The 16,854-nt window shown below is 40.7% G+C and carries 12 protein-coding genes; 7 read left to right on the top strand and 5 right to left on the bottom strand.

The window, feature by feature from the left end; translation table 11 throughout:
* Nucleotides 1-5 precede the first annotated feature (5 nt).
* Nucleotides 6-1,196 (top strand): cytochrome c peroxidase, encoded by a 1,191-nt coding sequence (locus ABJD64_RS12090; RefSeq protein ID WP_348179091.1) that lies wholly within the window; start codon nt 6-8, stop codon nt 1,194-1,196.
* A 75-nt stretch (nt 1,197-1,271) separates the two neighbouring features.
* On the opposite strand, the gene ABJD64_RS12095 is transcribed toward ABJD64_RS12090, so the two are convergent.
* Entirely contained in the window at nt 1,272-3,812 is a 2,541-nt protein-coding gene (locus ABJD64_RS12095; protein ID WP_348179093.1) for a DUF2807 domain-containing protein, read from the bottom strand.
* A gap of 77 nt (nt 3,813-3,889) precedes the next feature.
* On the bottom strand, nt 3,890-4,246 hold the full coding sequence (locus ABJD64_RS12100) for a PadR family transcriptional regulator (protein WP_348179095.1): 357 nt from the start codon (nt 4,244-4,246) through the stop codon (nt 3,890-3,892).
* A gap of 434 nt (nt 4,247-4,680) precedes the next feature.
* Here ABJD64_RS12100 and ABJD64_RS12105 point away from each other — a divergent pair, with 434 nt between their 5' ends.
* Nucleotides 4,681-5,763: a PorV/PorQ family protein gene (locus ABJD64_RS12105; RefSeq protein WP_348179097.1), complete on the top strand. Its 1,083-nt coding sequence runs from the start codon at nt 4,681-4,683 to the stop codon at nt 5,761-5,763.
* On the top strand, nt 5,750-10,786 hold the full coding sequence (locus tag ABJD64_RS12110) for a C25 family cysteine peptidase (protein ID WP_348179099.1): 5,037 nt from the start codon (nt 5,750-5,752) through the stop codon (nt 10,784-10,786). Before ABJD64_RS12105 ends, ABJD64_RS12110 begins: the two co-directional genes overlap by 14 nt.
* On the opposite strand, the gene ABJD64_RS12115 is transcribed toward ABJD64_RS12110, so the two are convergent.
* Nucleotides 10,787-11,674, bottom strand: a complete 888-nt coding sequence (locus tag ABJD64_RS12115) for a hypothetical protein (protein WP_348179101.1) — start codon at nt 11,672-11,674, stop codon at nt 10,787-10,789.
* Nucleotides 11,675-11,690: 16 nt separating this feature from the next.
* On the bottom strand, nt 11,691-12,587 hold the full coding sequence (locus ABJD64_RS12120; protein ID WP_348179103.1) for a hypothetical protein: 897 nt from the start codon (nt 12,585-12,587) through the stop codon (nt 11,691-11,693).
* 192 nt (nt 12,588-12,779) lie between these two features.
* Between ABJD64_RS12120 and ABJD64_RS12125 the strand changes: the two genes are divergently transcribed.
* Complete coding sequence (locus ABJD64_RS12125) at nt 12,780-13,322, top strand: pyridoxamine 5'-phosphate oxidase family protein (RefSeq protein ID WP_348179105.1); 543 nt, start codon at nt 12,780-12,782, stop codon at nt 13,320-13,322.
* Nucleotide 13,323: 1 nt separating this feature from the next.
* Nucleotides 13,324-14,214 carry a cation diffusion facilitator family transporter gene (locus ABJD64_RS12130; protein WP_348179107.1) on the top strand — a complete coding sequence of 297 codons (891 nt, stop codon included), beginning with the start codon at nt 13,324-13,326 and terminating at the stop codon, nt 14,212-14,214.
* Here ABJD64_RS12130 and ABJD64_RS12135 read toward each other — a convergent pair.
* Nucleotides 14,211-15,167, bottom strand: a complete 957-nt coding sequence (locus ABJD64_RS12135) for an acyl-CoA reductase (protein WP_348179109.1) — start codon at nt 15,165-15,167, stop codon at nt 14,211-14,213. The two genes, ABJD64_RS12130 and ABJD64_RS12135, sit on opposite strands and share 4 nt — an antisense overlap.
* 155 nt (nt 15,168-15,322) lie before the next feature.
* Between ABJD64_RS12135 and ABJD64_RS12140 the strand changes: the two genes are divergently transcribed.
* On the top strand, nt 15,323-15,670 hold the full coding sequence (locus tag ABJD64_RS12140; RefSeq protein WP_084370892.1) for a 4Fe-4S binding protein: 348 nt from the start codon (nt 15,323-15,325) through the stop codon (nt 15,668-15,670).
* 134 nt (nt 15,671-15,804) lie between these two features.
* Nucleotides 15,805-16,809: an alpha/beta hydrolase gene (locus tag ABJD64_RS12145; protein ID WP_348179112.1), complete on the top strand. Its 1,005-nt coding sequence runs from the start codon at nt 15,805-15,807 to the stop codon at nt 16,807-16,809.
* The last annotated feature ends 45 nt before the right edge of the window (nt 16,810-16,854 follow it).

Consider the following 16,854-nt stretch of genomic DNA (forward strand, 5'->3'; position numbering starts at 1 on the left):
GTGATATGAATAGCCCATTTTCGTTTACTTCATTGCTTGCTGTTGCTTTTATCTTTTCTTTATTTTCTTGTGATTCCAACATTCAGGAAGAAGTAAGTCCTGATATAACATTTGACAATGTGATGACTGCTTTTGGTGACAACATAGACATGCTAAACCTTCCCAATTACGCAAATCAAGACATTCCGGCTTACATCGATAAGGACAATACTTCAGATAATGAAATCACAGATGCCGGCGCCTTACTAGGACGAGTACTTTTCTACGATACCAAGCTTTCCTCCGACAATACCATCTCCTGTGCAAGCTGTCATCATCAATCACTGGCGTTTGGAGATGATGCTGTTGCGTCCACAGGGGTAAACGGTTCCACCGGACGGCATGCTATGCGCCTGATCAATGCCCGATTTTCTGACGAGGAAGATTTTTTCTGGGACGAACGTGCAGATAACCTGGAGGAGCAAACTACTATGCCGATACAGGATCATTTTGAAATGGGATTCAGCGGACAAAATGGCGATCCTGATCTTGACAGTCTGATTAACAGACTCAGTCAACAGGAATACTATAACGAGCTCTTTACCCTGGTCTATGGAGATGGTCTAATTACTGAAGAACGTATGCAAAATGCCCTGGCTCAATTTATAAGAAGTATTGTGTCTTTTGATTCCAAATACGACATAGGCAGGGCAAGTGCTGGAAACAATAATGCAGCTTTCTCTAACTTTTCTGATCTGGAAAATGAGGGTAAAAGGCTTTTTATCCAGAGACCTGACTTCAATAGACAAGGTGTCCGTGTAGGTGGTGGTTTAGATTGCAATACTTGTCATCGCGCTCCCGAGTTTGACATTGATCCAAACTCAAGAAACAATGGAATCACAGGCTCGTTTGATGGCACGCCTGATACCGACGTTACCCGCTCTCCCACACTAAGGGACCTTTTCAATACCGAAGGTGTAGTCAATGGTCCCTTTATGCATAATGGCTTTTCTTCCAACTTCGATGATGTACTCAATCACTATGAATCCATTGCTCCGACCAATAACCTTGATCGTCGTTTGGCCAGAGGGCGAATGGGTGGTACCCGTGACCTGAACATTTCGAATCAAGAAAGGGAAGCCATCACCGCGTTCGTTAAAACGCTATCGGGAAGTAATGCATATACCGATCCCAAGTGGTCTGATCCTTTCAGATAAATCTTACAACATAAAAAAACCCCGGCCTTTCGACCGGGGTAGACTATAAACTTGAAATTTGAAAAGTGTGAATTCTTATCTGCTTGATCTTCGAACAGTACTTAGTTCGTCTTCATTTATAATATTAACATCAGCATCACCTTGATAACGTACTGTGCTTAATCCTGAGGCGTCCACGGATAATCTCTTATCAGCATTTACCCTGGCATTGGAAGCACCCGAGGCAGAAACCTCCACCGTACTGGCCTTCAAGTCGTAGGCCTTCAACGTGGATGCACCAGAGACATCGGCCTCCAGGTATACCGCTCTACCATCGAGATTCATAGAACTTGCTCCATTCAGATAAATCTGTAGCTCAGCAGCGGTCAGGTTAATGTCGGCTGATGAAGCACCTGATAGCTCGATTTCCAGGTTACCAGTCTTAAAATCCTTTATCTCGTAATAGCATAGTCCCTTGCTACTCAATTTTTCCAATTCTGGCATGGTAATAAAGACATCCAGCCTAAAATCATCATCTAAATCTTTGAGCAAATCCCATTTTTTACCAGACATGTCAATTTCCAGTACATCTCCATATTTTTTGATGAGTACATCTCTTCTGTAGCGCTCACGGCCTTTGACTTCAATTTTGTAATCATCTCCCTGTGTTAGGTAGACGTTATAAATTCCCCGAACTTCTATTTCATCGAAATTTTCAATATCAAAGGTCATAGGCTCGCCATCATAAACCCGTGATTTATTTTTATACTTGACTTTGTCTTTATTCTTATATTTTGAACGATCAGAATCTCCTCTATCAAGTAAACCACCCCTGCCGTATTTTCTGGTACAAGTCAGACAGTCGAGGCCACCCTCAGTAAATACCCATTCGTTACTCTTGGTTATTTGCCAGCTTTTGTAGCCACTGCGGTTCAAGGTATGTTCGATAATATCAGCCATATCCTCATCCATTACAAATTTTGTATTGTATGGAATGTTAAGCGTCATGCTCAATTGCTGTGCTCTGAATTTGGACCTGTTCTTAAAGGTGTAATCGGAATCAAAAATTAGTTCATTTCCCTTTTGTCGTACCTGGTATTCAATCATTTGCGCATTTTTCTCTGCATCCTGTCGAGTTCGTCCATGAGCCTCATACCTCATATCGAGTAGAACCACTGAATCCTCATGCCCTCTTAATTTCAAAGCAGTGGCGTCTATCCCTCCAATATCCACATAGTCAAGCGAAAGAATGAGTGTTTCTTCTTTGTTTATATCAAATGATCTTGTTTCTCTAAAGGAGCCTTCATTCCTGAACTCACCTACAATTCCTGGAATAGTGATAGATAAGCTTATCAGACAAATTACCCAAACACCAAACACTGACCAGCCTAACGGGGCACGAATCACCATTCGCTTGGTCATGATAGAAATACCCAACAAGCATACCACAAGGAATGGAATAAACGCCGTGAGAAATATGGCTAGAAAGGTAAATCCGGATACACTCTCGGCCAATATGCCCGCCGGTACAATCGTGGCACTGATCCAATCTCCAAGGCCACTAAACAGCCCGAGTAGCACACCCGCCGCGATGAACAAACTGATCATTCCCGAAACTCCCACCATGGTAACAATGATTCCTGCAAATATTCGAACCACATCCATCAAAACCTTAGAGAATGGACCAAGTAGCGCCGCCAAAGCTGTAAATAGTGCTGCGATCAGTCTAAAGGGAAAGAGCAACACTTTTGCCAAGGCGCTCTCTTCGCCATCGTCAGCATTCAAACTACGCTTTACGTTTTGTTCTATGTTTGACAGCGTTACCGGTTCGCCCTGCATCTGCATTTTGTCGGTAAGGGATTTAGCGACCGGAGTAATCATCCAGAGAATCACATAAATAATGAATCCAGTTCCGCCAAGAAATATCGATACTACAAACAGTAATCGAATCAAAGTAACATCGGCGCCAAAATAGGCCGCAATACCACTGGACACCCCGCCCAACACTTGGTTGTCAGGGTCACGAAACATCTTTTTGACCTCCTCATCGTCACCTAGGGTAGAAGACCCTGGTATGACTATCCAAAGTATTATGTATACGATCAGAACTGTACCGCTCAAAAAACTTACAAAAATATTGAGCAACAGAAGCACGGCGATCAATCGAATCCATAGCGGATCAATGCTGAAATAATAGGCAATGCCTGCAGCTACTCCACCAATTACTTTCCGCTTTTCATCTCGATGAAGCTTTTGTTTACCAGGATCTTCGGCATCGCTTATTCTCTCCTTTTCCTTTTTGTCCGCCTTTTCCTGTTCTTTCTTTTCTTGCGGTGTTTCCTTTTCTTTTGTACTGGCAGGCTCATCATCCTCAAGTGCCTCAAAGTCAGCCACGGTTCCCATGGTGTCTATAAGTGCTTGTACGTCTTCAGCGTTGATAATCTGCTTTCCGTCATCCAGCTTCGACAGGAATATTTCTGCCACCCTGCTTTCTATATCTGCAATGATTTCAGCGCTATCTTCATAATTAGAAAAGTAATTGTTAATGGTTTCTAAGTACTCTTTGAGCTGAGCATATCCATCCTCTTCAATATGAAAAATAATACCGCTTATATTGATACTAATATTTTTCTTCATTGTCTTTTAATTTATACTTGATCCAATAGGATGGCATCCCATCGAGAATTTTCTGTTTAAAGTTATGTTGATTATTGTCATGCTTTAGTCGCTTTACTTTTTGCGCTTTTTTTTGCACTGATTTTTTTGGTAGACGTCATAAGTTCCTTCCAGGTATCATCCAATTTACCTAAAAACTCGCTACCCGAATCTGTGATGGTATAATATTTTCTCGGAGGTCCCGACTTGGACTCTACCCATTTGTAATCTACCAATCCGGCTTTCCTCAATCTTGTAAGTAAAGGGTACAGCGTCCCTTCAACTACCATAATTTTCGCAGAGGTAAGCTCTTCCAGCATGTCTGAGGCGTATACCTCCCCTCTTGAAATAATTTGCAAAATGCAAAATTCAAGAATGCCCTTTCTCATTTGTACCTGTGTGTTCTCTATCTTCATATCCAATTTTCCTGGGACTTGTTCAACTCATTAGACTCCCAATACATTGGAAGATTAAAGCGAACAATAGTAAAATTAAAAAAACCATAGTCTTGAATTTTAGTGAGTTTAGATGTGGAGCGAACTTTGGTTAATCACCCCAATTTTGAAATTCTTTTTTGACCTTGATAACTCTATACGGAATAGTACCTTGCAAGACCAAGTACTGGGCAAAAAAAATTACATTTTTTTAATATTCTTCATTTAATTCAATCATATATTTGAATAATTATAGTTTTAGGAATGAAATTATTATAATTAATAAATCGTTCTAGCCATATACAAAGAATATTTACCCCAGAATATATCTCACCAACCGAGAAATTTGATAGACTGATAGAATATAATTGAATAGCACATTAAGAGTATTTAGATTTGTTCACATAATTACACTAATGTACGTGAGAATAGTCATCACTGCCATCATGGGATGGTTCTGTATTTCCAACTCTTTTGCTCAATCCAATACGCCTAAATACAGCAATGAATTCTTGGCCATTGGGGTGAATGCCCGCGCATTAGGTATGGCCAGTGCCTTTACTTCGGTAGCTAAGGATGTAACTGCCGGCTATTGGAACCCTTCAGGACTGACTCAACTCGAATACAAATACGACATCTCGCTCATGCATGCACAGTATTTTGCAGGCATTGCTAATTACGATTATTTAGGGTTTGCCACAAAAATAGACTCTGTAAGTTCTCTAGGCCTATCAGTGATTCGCTTCGGGATTGACGACATTCCTGATACGCGTTTCTTGTATGATGCTAATGGCGCGCTGAATTATGACAATATTCAATTCTTTTCCGCTTCCGACTATGCCTTCCTGTTTTCTTATGCCAGGAAAATCAAGGCTTTAGGCGGGCTGGACGTTGGTGGTAATGCCAAAATAATTTATCGTCATGCAGGCAACTTTGCCACAGCCTGGGGATATGGGCTAGATATCAGTGTTTCCAAATCGATCAAGAAGCTCAATCTGGCTCTAATGTTGCGTGATGTCACAGGCACGTACAATTCATGGTCTCATAACACTGAACTTATTGCAGACATATACTCAAAAACGAATAACGTCATTCCTGAAAATTCAATTGAAATCACTCTACCTAGAGCGATTCTTGGAATGAGCTATACCTTCGAAATCAAAAAGAAATTTAGTCTGTTGATCGCGATGGATTTCGAAACTACGTTTGACGGCAAACGAAACACACTAATAAACTCAAGCACTCTTTCTGTGGATCCCAGGTTGGGTTTAGAAATGGGCTATTTGTCAAGCTTTTTTCTGAGATTTGGTGCTGGACAATTTCAGGAGATTCAGAACTTCGATCGATCTACATCAATGGTCTACCAACCAAATTTCGGTGTAGGGGTAAAACTTAAAAAATTTAATATCGACTATGCCCTAACAGATATTGGAGATCAAGCCGAAACCCCCTACTCACATGTAATTTCACTTAAACTCGGAATCGATGATAAGAAATAGGTGTTTGATCATGGTTTTACTTCTATCCATTGCTGGCCAAACCTTTGGTCAGCCTTATGGCAATGAATGGATTGATCAAAATCAACGCTATTTTAAGATTATGATTGGGGAAGATGGTATTTATAGAATGACCCGTTCCGATTTAGAGAGCTTTGGTTTTCCGGTGGGCTCCGTAGATCCACGAAAGATTCAACTGTTTCATCTGGGGCAAGAAGTAGCTATTAACATAGAAGGTCAGCTTGATGGAATATTCGATCCGTCTGATTATCTGGAATTTTATGGTGAAAAAGCTGACGGAACGACTGACACCCCTTTGTATATAACTCCAGCTGCACAACCTCATACCTTCTATAATATATTCTCCGATAGCTCAGCATATTTTCTTACCTACAAACTCAATTTGGAGACTGGACTCAGAATGGATGATTTCTCAGAAAACAACGTGGGTGGTCTTCCAGCTGAAAACTATCATATTGCTGAACGCCTTACACTATTTACGAGTTCGTACTATGAAGGGCAAAGTTATGGATCTAGCAATAAAATACTGTTACCTACCTACGACCTCGGAGAAGGTTGGACTGGTACCTTTGCTAGCCTTGGGCAGAACATTGACAATACAATTTCAGGTCTTACCAATCAGATACAAGATGACATCAATCCATCTGTCGATATATTACTCGTAGGTGGCAACAACAACAGTCACAATGTGACCATATTCGTAGGCCCTGACGCAGGGTCGCTACGTGAGGTAGCAACAGCGGCTTTCAATGCAGATGAAAATTACCTGGTTAGTCAAGACATTGCATGGTCTGATATTTCGGCAAGTGGAGATTTATTGATTAGGGCAACCATCAACGGCGTAGGTGGAGTGGCTGATCGAGTAGCAGTATCATATATTCAAGTGAAATTTAGCACAGCTTATGACATGACTTCTATGTCTAGTACTAAGTTTTTAATGAAAACTAATGCTGGCGGCAAATCATACATCGAGGTGACCAATACTCCTTCAAATGTGTTTCTTTACGATATTACAAATACTATTGATCCTATCGCCATAGGCATTAACGAAAGCGGTGGAGCGTTTAATGCGATTATTAATAGTACTAGCACGCAACGAGTGCTTTTTGCACAGTCAGGCCAAAAAAGCGTTAGTTCACTGGATGAAATCTTCTTCAACAATTTCAACCCTGCCAGTTTCAACTATCTGATGATTAGTCACACAGGCCTGAGGGGAAATACCACCAGTGGGCAGGGAGATCAAGTGTCTGCCTATAAGGCCTATAGACAATCTACCGCTGGTGGTGGGCATACCGTCCTTGATATAGACGTTGATGTTATTTTCAATCAGTTCAACTATGGCAATCCATCTCCTCTAGCTATTAAAAGGTTTTCTGAATATGCATATGACAATGGTACTCCTGAATTTCTATTTTTGATCGGTAAGGCCTCAAATGTTCAAGCCAATTATTACAGACAGGATCCGCTTTCTCCTACCAACAGGCACTTTATCCCGACTTACGGAAATCCTGGCGCTGATGAACCTTTTTCAGAGGGATTTGATGGCAGTACAGGTTATGGTTTGTTAGCTACCGGAAGAATCAATGCCTCAGAGCCAGACCACATTGAAGCTTATTTGAATAAGGTAATTGAAGAAGAGGCTCTGCCCTTTACCACACTTAGGCAAAAAAATCTGGTGCACCTAAGTGGAGGTAATACAGAATCCGAGCTCAACTCATTCAGAGTGTATGTCGACGGTTTTGCAGACATAGCAAAAGGCCAACTACTTGGTGGCGAATCAGTCCAATTATCAAAAAATAATAATGATGCCGTAGAATTAATCAACATTTCCGATGAGATTAATGATGGAGTAATGATGGTGACCTTCTTTGGACACTCTAGCGGAAGTGTTACAGATATAGAAATAGGGCCTGTTTCTGATCCTGCTTTCGGTTATTCCAACAAAGGAAAATATCCTGTCTTCATGGTTAACGGATGTTTGGCAGGTGATTTTTTCAGTGAAAATGAGTCATTCGGCGTTGATTGGGTTCTGACCCCAGATTTGGGTGCCCTCGGCTTTATGGCTCATAGTCATGTGGGGTTTTCCTCCAACCTGAGACGGTATACCAATCTTTTTTATGAAATAGCTTTTACTGATCCTAATTTCATCAGTAAGTCTGTAGGCGAAATCAAAAAAGAGACCGGAACCAGGTACATTAGCACATATGGCACCTCAGAGTCATCTCTATCTCAAGTTCAACTCATCAATCTTCAGGGAGACCCTGCTGCGAAGGTATTTGGCCCTGACAAACCGGACTTCGATATCAATGAAGCTCATTTGCAAGCAGGTACGTTTGATGGCAGTCAGTTACTAGCCTCGGCCGATTCTTTCTATATAGAATTGAATATTCGCAACTATGGCATTTATTCTGATCAGACTTTCGACATTGCTGTAACACGCACGTTCGCAGACGGACGTACTCAGGTGTATGGTCCGGATTTGTTTGATAAAGTGTTGAGGGAAGACACTGTCAGATTTACCATTAACAATGAGGTGAGCAATCCAGAAGGTCTGAACACTTTTTCCATAACGTTAGATCCAACTGGAACTATCGATGAAATGGATGAAACAAATAACACTGCCTCACTCGAAGTCTTTCTAACCTCAGGTAGCACAATCAATCTTTTTCCTTTCAATTTATCAGTGCAATCCGAATCTAACTTAGATTTCTTCTTCCAGTCCACCAACTTGCTGGTAGGCACACGTTCTTTCGACATTCAAATTGATACCACTACTACGTTTGGTAGCCCCTACCTGATTAGTCAAACCCACTCGGGCAATGTAATGGGCAAGTTGAATATCAACCTGGAATCGAGTGGTTCAATTCCCAATGGTAAAGTATTTTATTGGCGAACCCGATTCACTAACCCACTTCCAACTGAAGGAGAGGAATGGGTAGTTAGCTCGTTCGTTTTGGACAAAAGCCTGGGTGAAGGATGGACTCAGGTCAATGCAGCGCAATTCAGTGAAGCTGTTACTGATGGGCTTTCTCTAAACCCTACAAACGGTGTCTGGAGTTTCCTGACATCACAGCTCCAATTGGAGGTGCAGAATTATGGCTCCAGTCATACCTCACTAGACTATCAGGACACAGATGTACTTTTAGACAACAGAAACTATTTCCAGACTAATTCTCATCTTGACGCAGGGTGCAGAAACAATACGATCAACTTTCTGGCACTAAAAAGACAATCAACCGTGCCATTCAAACCAGTGGTCACCACTGGCTTCGACGAACTCAATCCGCTAGTTTGTGGTCTCATTCCTCAGGTGATCTATAATTACACGGAAGGTGATTTGCCTGGTATCTATGGACCAGAAGTATTGATCAACAATATTGACAATGGAGACCATGTGCTCATTTTTTCTTTGGGTACCGTGAATTATTCTACCTGGACAGATGCCTTTAAAGACGATCTGGAAACATTGGGATTCAATAGGACTGTTATTGATAATCTTAATGATGACGAACCGGTCATTATGCTTGGATCCAAAAATGCAGTTGCTAACTCTTCACTGATCATTCAAGCTTCAGCCATACCAGAAAATCAGCAGCAGCTCAATTTAGATGAAACGGTAAATGGAAGCTTCGACACGGGAGAAATCAGATCTGGTCTAATTGGTCCGGCGCAATCGTGGTCACAAGTGACTGCACAAATAGTGGCCTCAGCGAATTCTACTCAGGACGCCAAAGTTTTGAGTGTATATGGTGTGCGACAAGACATAACTGAGCAACTACTCTTTCAGAGTACAACGGCCGATCAATTCGATATATCTTCCATTGATGCGACGGAATATCCACACCTAAGGCTTAATCTGGAAGTAACTGACAATGTCCAACAAACACCTCATCAACTGCAATCCTGGCGAGTGGACTATGAAACAACTCCGGAAGGGGCACTTCTTATCAGCAATCAAGCGGGAATTTCCAATTCGGTAGAAGTTCAGGAAGGACAAGCATATGATAATTCTTATACATTTTGGAATTTCTCTAAAAAGGATTTTCAAGACTCAATAAAAATAAAGTATGATTTGCTAAATACAGGAACTTCAACAAGGCTCATGGACTCACTAAATCTAGCGGCCTTAGGTAGCGGCGACTCAGCACAATTCAATCTGAATTTTAGAACTATAGGCAATCAGGGTTCGAATGATTTAATACTTTCAGCAAATGATAACTATCCGTATGAGATGTATGCCTTCAACAATTCAGCTCGTTTTTCTGATTATTTGCTGGTTCAACCAGACGGAACCAATCCTTTGGTTGATGTATCTTTTGATGGAGTTCAAATTATGAACGGAGACATTGTATCCCCTACTCCTTCCATCGAAGTACACATTACGGACGACAATTCCTTCCTTCTACTAGAAGATACTACAGGTATAAACATTTACCTCAAGCAGCCCTGCGAAGGGTGTGACTTCCAGCGGATTGCATTTAGCAGCCCATTGATGCAATGGACCCCTGCAAGTCCTGAAGAAAACTTTAAGGCCGTATTTGCTCCGGAAAGATTGGAAGACGGCCTATACGGATTTCGTGTACTAGCGAATGATGCTTCAGGAAACCCAGCCGGATTACAACCCTATGAAATCAATTTTGAAGTAATAAATGAATCAACAATTACCAACTTTTACCCCTATCCTAATCCGTTCTCGTCTAGTACACGATTTGTATTTACTTTGACTGGATCAGAATTTCCCGAGGATATCAAAATTCAAATTCTTACAGTAACTGGCCGAGTTGTAAAGGAAATATTCATGGATGAATTGGGTCCTCTGAATATTGGCAACAACAAAACTGAATATGCCTGGGATGGAAGAGACAATTACGGAGATCAGCTGGCTAACGGCGTATACCTTTACCGTGTGCTAATTAAAAATCCAGGAGAGAGTTTTCAGCATCGAGAAACTTCGGCAGACAGAGGTTTCAAGAATGGGTTTGGGAAAATGTATCTACTGAGGTAGCTACTTCAGAATTGTATTTATTTTTAACACTACCTCATCCAGCTGGTTGGCATTTTTTTTAATCATCTTTAACTGCGCCTGGCTGCTGTTTCTTTCCGTTGTATCCACGTTGAGTATATCGAGTAAACTCAAAATATTAGACAGAGGTCTTCTTACAATGTGGGCATTGTCGTAAGCATATTCTTGTAAAGCCTGATTTTTGTTTTCCAATTCAACGGTATGCTCATGTACCATTTCTTCAAGATTGTTTTGGATTCTTTTTATTTGATGTCTTTGATTGGTAAGCTGTTCATTCTTCACGGAGAGTTCCTCGTTGATTCTATCCAGGTTCATGTTGTGAGTTTCTATTTTCTCTCGTTCTTTATCAAAGCTCACTTTGATGAAAACTACAATAGCGCCTACCACTAAAGAATGAAAGAAATAATCAAATGCGATGCTTTGCATTATACCGTCAGAAAAGCTTATAGTTATCAATATTTCGGAGTTTGCATCAAGCGTGAGTATGATGTTAGTTAAGCACAGGACTAGCACCATAAATAGTCTTAGTTTGGTTTTCAATAAACCGAGAAAAATAACTAAAATCGAAAAATAGGCATAGGAAAATGATCCGTCCATTCCGCCATTGTATTTCCAAAACAGGACAAATAGCGGCAACCATGAAAAACAATATATTCCCATAAGCCAATCGAGGTTAATTCTTCTCCAGAGGCCAACAAGCAGTAGTCCGGTAACCATAAATGCTGTAATATTAAGACAAACAACTGCCAAACTAGTTCCTACCCAGATAGCACTACCAATACCCATCAGCCAGTATATCTCAGAGGAGATAAGTAGAATTTTGAAAAATCCTTTCGAATGGGTGTCTATATGGTTTGCAATGGATATCAATGAGTTATCAATTGAATTAGTTTTTTGGGTTATAAAAAAGTCCTTGCTTTAGCTTATGCGTAACTGAATGAATGGCTGACTGAAGATGCTCGGCTGATTGAAGCAACAAGTCTCCCATCTGAGTATTTTTAGTAACAGTATCCAAATCTTTTATAGAACTCAGTGTCGATTCCAGATAAGGCTTCATTTCAAAGAGTGTAATGGAAAGGTACTTTTCAATTGACTTTCTTTGAGCAAGTAACTTTTCACTTCTCTGTTTAATATTACTTTCCAACCAATTGTTAGATTTTTCGAGCATTGCTTTTTGCTCCTCTAGTTTCATATTCTGTCTTCCAAGCTTTTTTATCTGGTTCTCAACTTTTTTCTTCTTGTCCCGAAGATCCAATCTTTTTTGATCGAATTGGTTTTTATGATACAATAGAGCAACGGTGACCACAACTGTGATCCATAGATAGTGATGACTACCCAAATCCTGAGGGTTGGCGTAAGTCATCAAATCACTGTGATAAAGCCAAACGTATAGCATGGCTGCTTCCAAAAAAACGCAAAGGGTCACAAAAACAACAAGCCACATACCACTATGAATAAGTGCCATCATAATAATACCGCCAATAAAATAATACTCTCCGGTGCCGCTGATACCATCCAAAACAACCCAATTGGCACACAGAAAACCAACAACAAGAAATGAAAATGGAACTGAAATAAATTCAAATTGTATTTGAAACCTCATAAGGATCAGAGGTATTGCAAATACTATGAGCAGCGAAACATCAACTATAAAATCCAAATCCACAGCAGCTAGTGGTAAATCACGATAAATTGCAATAACCATTCGCAATACCCCGGCTATACAGCCAATGGTAAGAATGTCTGATTCGAACTGCTTGTTTTGTTTGGAGTAATATTGCATTAATAATGAAGTTAGGGCTAACCAAAATAAATAATTAGAATTTCAAAACATCCTCTTTTACCCAGAACATATCCGGAATTCGTCCTTCTTTCGACGAATAGTGCAATTCTTTAGATAATAATCCTTCTGATTTCTAATCCAAATAAAAGACCTTGCGTACAACAAAAGGTGTAGTGATTAAACCTTCAATAAATGTCTAAACTCCTTACGTCAATTGACGATAAAACAAGAAAATTCATTGAATCCCAGCAAATCTTTTTTGTGGCTACGGCAGCCTCATCGGGAAAAGTAAATCTTTCTCCAAAAGGACTTGATTCTTTTAGAATACTCGGTCCAAATAAGGTAGCATGGCTCAACCTCACGGGTAGTGGAAATGAGACAGCAGCACATATTCTGGAAACCAACCGAATGACCATCATGATGTGCGCTTTTGAAGGCAAACCTAACATTCTCCGACTGTATGGTTCGGCCAGGGCAATATATGAGCAAGATCCTGAATGGAAAGATTACGGGCCTTTGTTTGGCCCTAATACGGGTTCACGACAGATATTTCTTGTAGAAGTTGAACATGTACAACACTCTTGTGGCATGGCTGTGCCTATATACGACTTTGTTGAACATCGTGACCTGCTAAACATCTCTCACGATAAAAAAGGTAGAGAGAAAGTAAAAGACTATTGGCGAGAAAAGAACATGGTATCTTTGGACGGATTTCCTACTGGACAAAAAGTATAATATGCCGCATCACCATCATGGCCATGAGCATCATCATGATGTTGACAACATCAAAACCGCCTTTTTCCTTAATCTCGGCTTTACCATAGTTGAGATTGTTGGAGGTATATACGTAAATAGCGTAGCCATTATCTCTGATGCAATACATGATCTAGGCGATAGTCTGAGTCTAGGGGTTTCTTGGTATTTTCAGAAAATCTCGCACCGAGGCAGAACCAATACCTTCTCTTACGGCTTCCGAAGGTTTTCTGTGCTTAGTGCCATTATAAATTCTGTGGTTTTATTGGCTGGTTCGGTTTTTATATTGGTGGAAACCATCCCACGTTTATTGCACCCGGAACAACCTAATGCTCAGGGCATGATTATTCTATCTGTTCTAGGGGTAATTGTAAATGGAGCTGCTGTATTAAAAACCCGTAAAGGTAAGACCGTAAACGAGAAGGTCGTATCACTTCATCTTTTAGAGGATGTATTGGGTTGGGTGGCCGTACTCATTGGAAGTATTGTGATGAGTCTTACTGATTTTCCAATTTTGGATCCAATACTCTCACTTCTAATTGCCGGCTACATTTTATTCAATGTATTCAGAAATTTGAAAACGAGTCTTAAAATCATTCTTCAAAGCATCCCTCCTGAAATAGACACTATCGAATTAGAAAAGCAATTGAAAAAAATCCAAAACATCAATCAGGTACACGATATGCATACCTGGACCATGGATGGTAATTATCACGTAATGACACTACATCTGGTATTGGCCAAAGGTGTTGATTTAGTAGCTGGTGCGGAAATAAAGGCCCAAGCCAGGGCCATCCTAAAGGCTGGAGATATTGATCATGTAACCATAGAGCTTGAATCCCCCGAAGAACATTGTGATCTTGAGGACTGTTAATTCAATTCACACAAAAACCTCATAGTGTCTACCCCATCAGCATAATCCGATAGCCGCGGCTTTTGCGCCTGACCGAAAGGAATCTGTCCATCAGACGAGCCTACTATGCATTGTATCTTAGTCTCCTGACTTTGAAGCCATGATTCCAACTCCGTTTCGCTAGTATATTCCTGATAATACAAAACAGAAATGGGCGAAACCATTTCTTCACTTTCTCTCACAAGTAAAAATTCGGTATCCAGGTGCGGTTCGCCATTTACCAGATAAATGGACTTGTTGTAATCGTAGTTGTTCCTATACTTATGGTGATCTGCTATCGAATCGAATGGCTTCAGACCATCGAGTAAAGCATTAAAATTATACCCCTTTGGTACAAAAACTTTTGATACATTTCGACACCCCAGTCCGTAATATTGAAAGATGTCCTGGCCCAGATTTTCGAAATCTTGTCGAGCTTCTTCGCCAGTTAAAACTGCAACAGAGGTTCTGTTTTTGCGAATAACATGTGGTTTGCTTTTAAAATAATATTCGAAATATCTGGAAGTATTATCACTTCCGGTCCCAATAAAAGCATCGGCGTCATTAAGACGCTCTACCACTGTTATATGTGAGGTAAAGTCGGGATTAATATCTATCAATTCGTCTAAAATAAAACGCATCAGAGTTTGATCCTTCGTGCTTAATTTAAGCATCAGCTGATGACCTGATAACAATACACACAGCAAGTCATGAAAACCAACCAAGGGTATATTACCTGCTGTGATAAGACCTACTCTTTTAGGTACTGTCTTTTCCAGATCATAAGCACTCAGCCATTGCTCAATTTCTGACTTCTTTAGAAACAGGCAAATGCCCTCAATCGCCAATTTTATGTTATCCTCTATGAACCACGCATTTTCATTTCGGGCACTAACAAATAACTCGTTTAACCTTTCAGAAGAAAGATTTTTCAAACGTATTCCGAGCGTTTCAAAGGATTTTATTCGGTCAATCAACAACATAAATCAGATAAATGAGTATAGATAAACTAATATGCCAAACGTTTTGGCAGGCAAAATTAATCCTTATTTTTGCACACTTATTTTTAAGGACAAATAAATAAAGGGAAATGGCAATTATTATTACCGACGAATGCATCAACTGCGGAGCCTGTGAGCCAGAATGCCCCAACACTGCGATCTACGAAGGTGGAATCGAGTGGGATTGGGCCGGCGGAACAAGCCTTACCGAAGTTGAACTGGAAGACGGTACTCAGGTGGATGCCAACGCACCACAAGAGCCCGTTGATGATGACTTGTACTATATCGTTCCTGGAAAATGTACCGAGTGTAACGGCTTCCATGAAGAACCTCAGTGCGCAGCTGTTTGTCCAGTGGATTGTTGTGTTGACGATCCGGATTATGTAGAGACAGAAGATGAGCTTTTGGCTAAAAAAGCTTGGTTGCACAACGAATAGTAGCACCAGACAATATACCCAAGACATGCTCTTGGCATAAATGATACTGACCATCCCGATTTTTCGGGATGGTTTTTTTGTGGCATGCTTGAGCTATAGTTGAATTATTCGTTTTTGTAGACGACCTTTCAGGCATGAAGAAACTGGTCTCATCTCTTGTTGTTTTGTTTTTACTATTAAACATCGTTTACTGGCTAGGTCCCAAACCTGAATTTGACCAGGTAGATCCAATTATTACACATATAGATATCCCCATTCTTCAACTGGACAGTGTAATTGCGGCATCAGAGAGTCAGTTCCCAAATATCAAACCTGAAAACGAATCCAGGATCATCTGGGCAGATTCTGTACGTAAGACGCCTTACGCAATGGTTTACCTACATGGCTTTTCGGCCGGAGTCATGGAGTCAAATCCTGTACATGTCAGGCTTGCGCAGAAATTTGGTTGTAATTTATATCTGGCTCGGCTCTCCCACCATGGACTTAGTGGAGATGATGCTTTCGAAGGACTCACCCCGGCATCTTTAATGCATACAGCAAAAGAAGCGATTGCCATTGGCAGTATTATTGGCGAACAGGTCATTTTGGTATCCTGCTCTACCGGAGGCACTTTGTCAATTTACCTAACAGCCAACAATCCCGAACTGATTGCGGCACAGATATTATATTCTCCCAACACCGCCATTGATGATCCTGCTGCCAGTTTGCTGAATAAACCATGGGGTGCCCAGCTAACCAAGGCAGTTGTAGGGCCATACAAAGAAGGAGATGCGAAATGGTATGGCACTCCTGTTGAAAACTATTGGACATTGAAATACCGATCAGATGCTTTGATAGCATTACAGGAGTTACTTGATCAAACCATGACAGATGAGGTATTTGAAAAGATTGAGTCTCCGTATTTTGTAGGATACTACTACAAAAATGACGAAGAATCCGATCATGTGATTTCCATACCCGGAATACTCAACTTTGACAGTAAGACCAATACACCTAATGAACGTAAAATGGTGATAGCATTTCCCAACGTAGGCAATCATGTCATGGCTTCGGATCTACAATCCAAGGATATTGAAAGTGTAATTGAAGAAACCAGCAGATTTATTGAAGACGTTTTAAAGAGTAGCCCCATATATTAGATGGTGTTTAAAAAAACGCCCGCCCAGAGGGGCGGACGCTTACAC

The organism is Reichenbachiella sp. (genome assembly GCF_039944555.1).
Lineage (GTDB): Bacteria > Bacteroidota > Bacteroidia > Cytophagales > Cyclobacteriaceae > Reichenbachiella.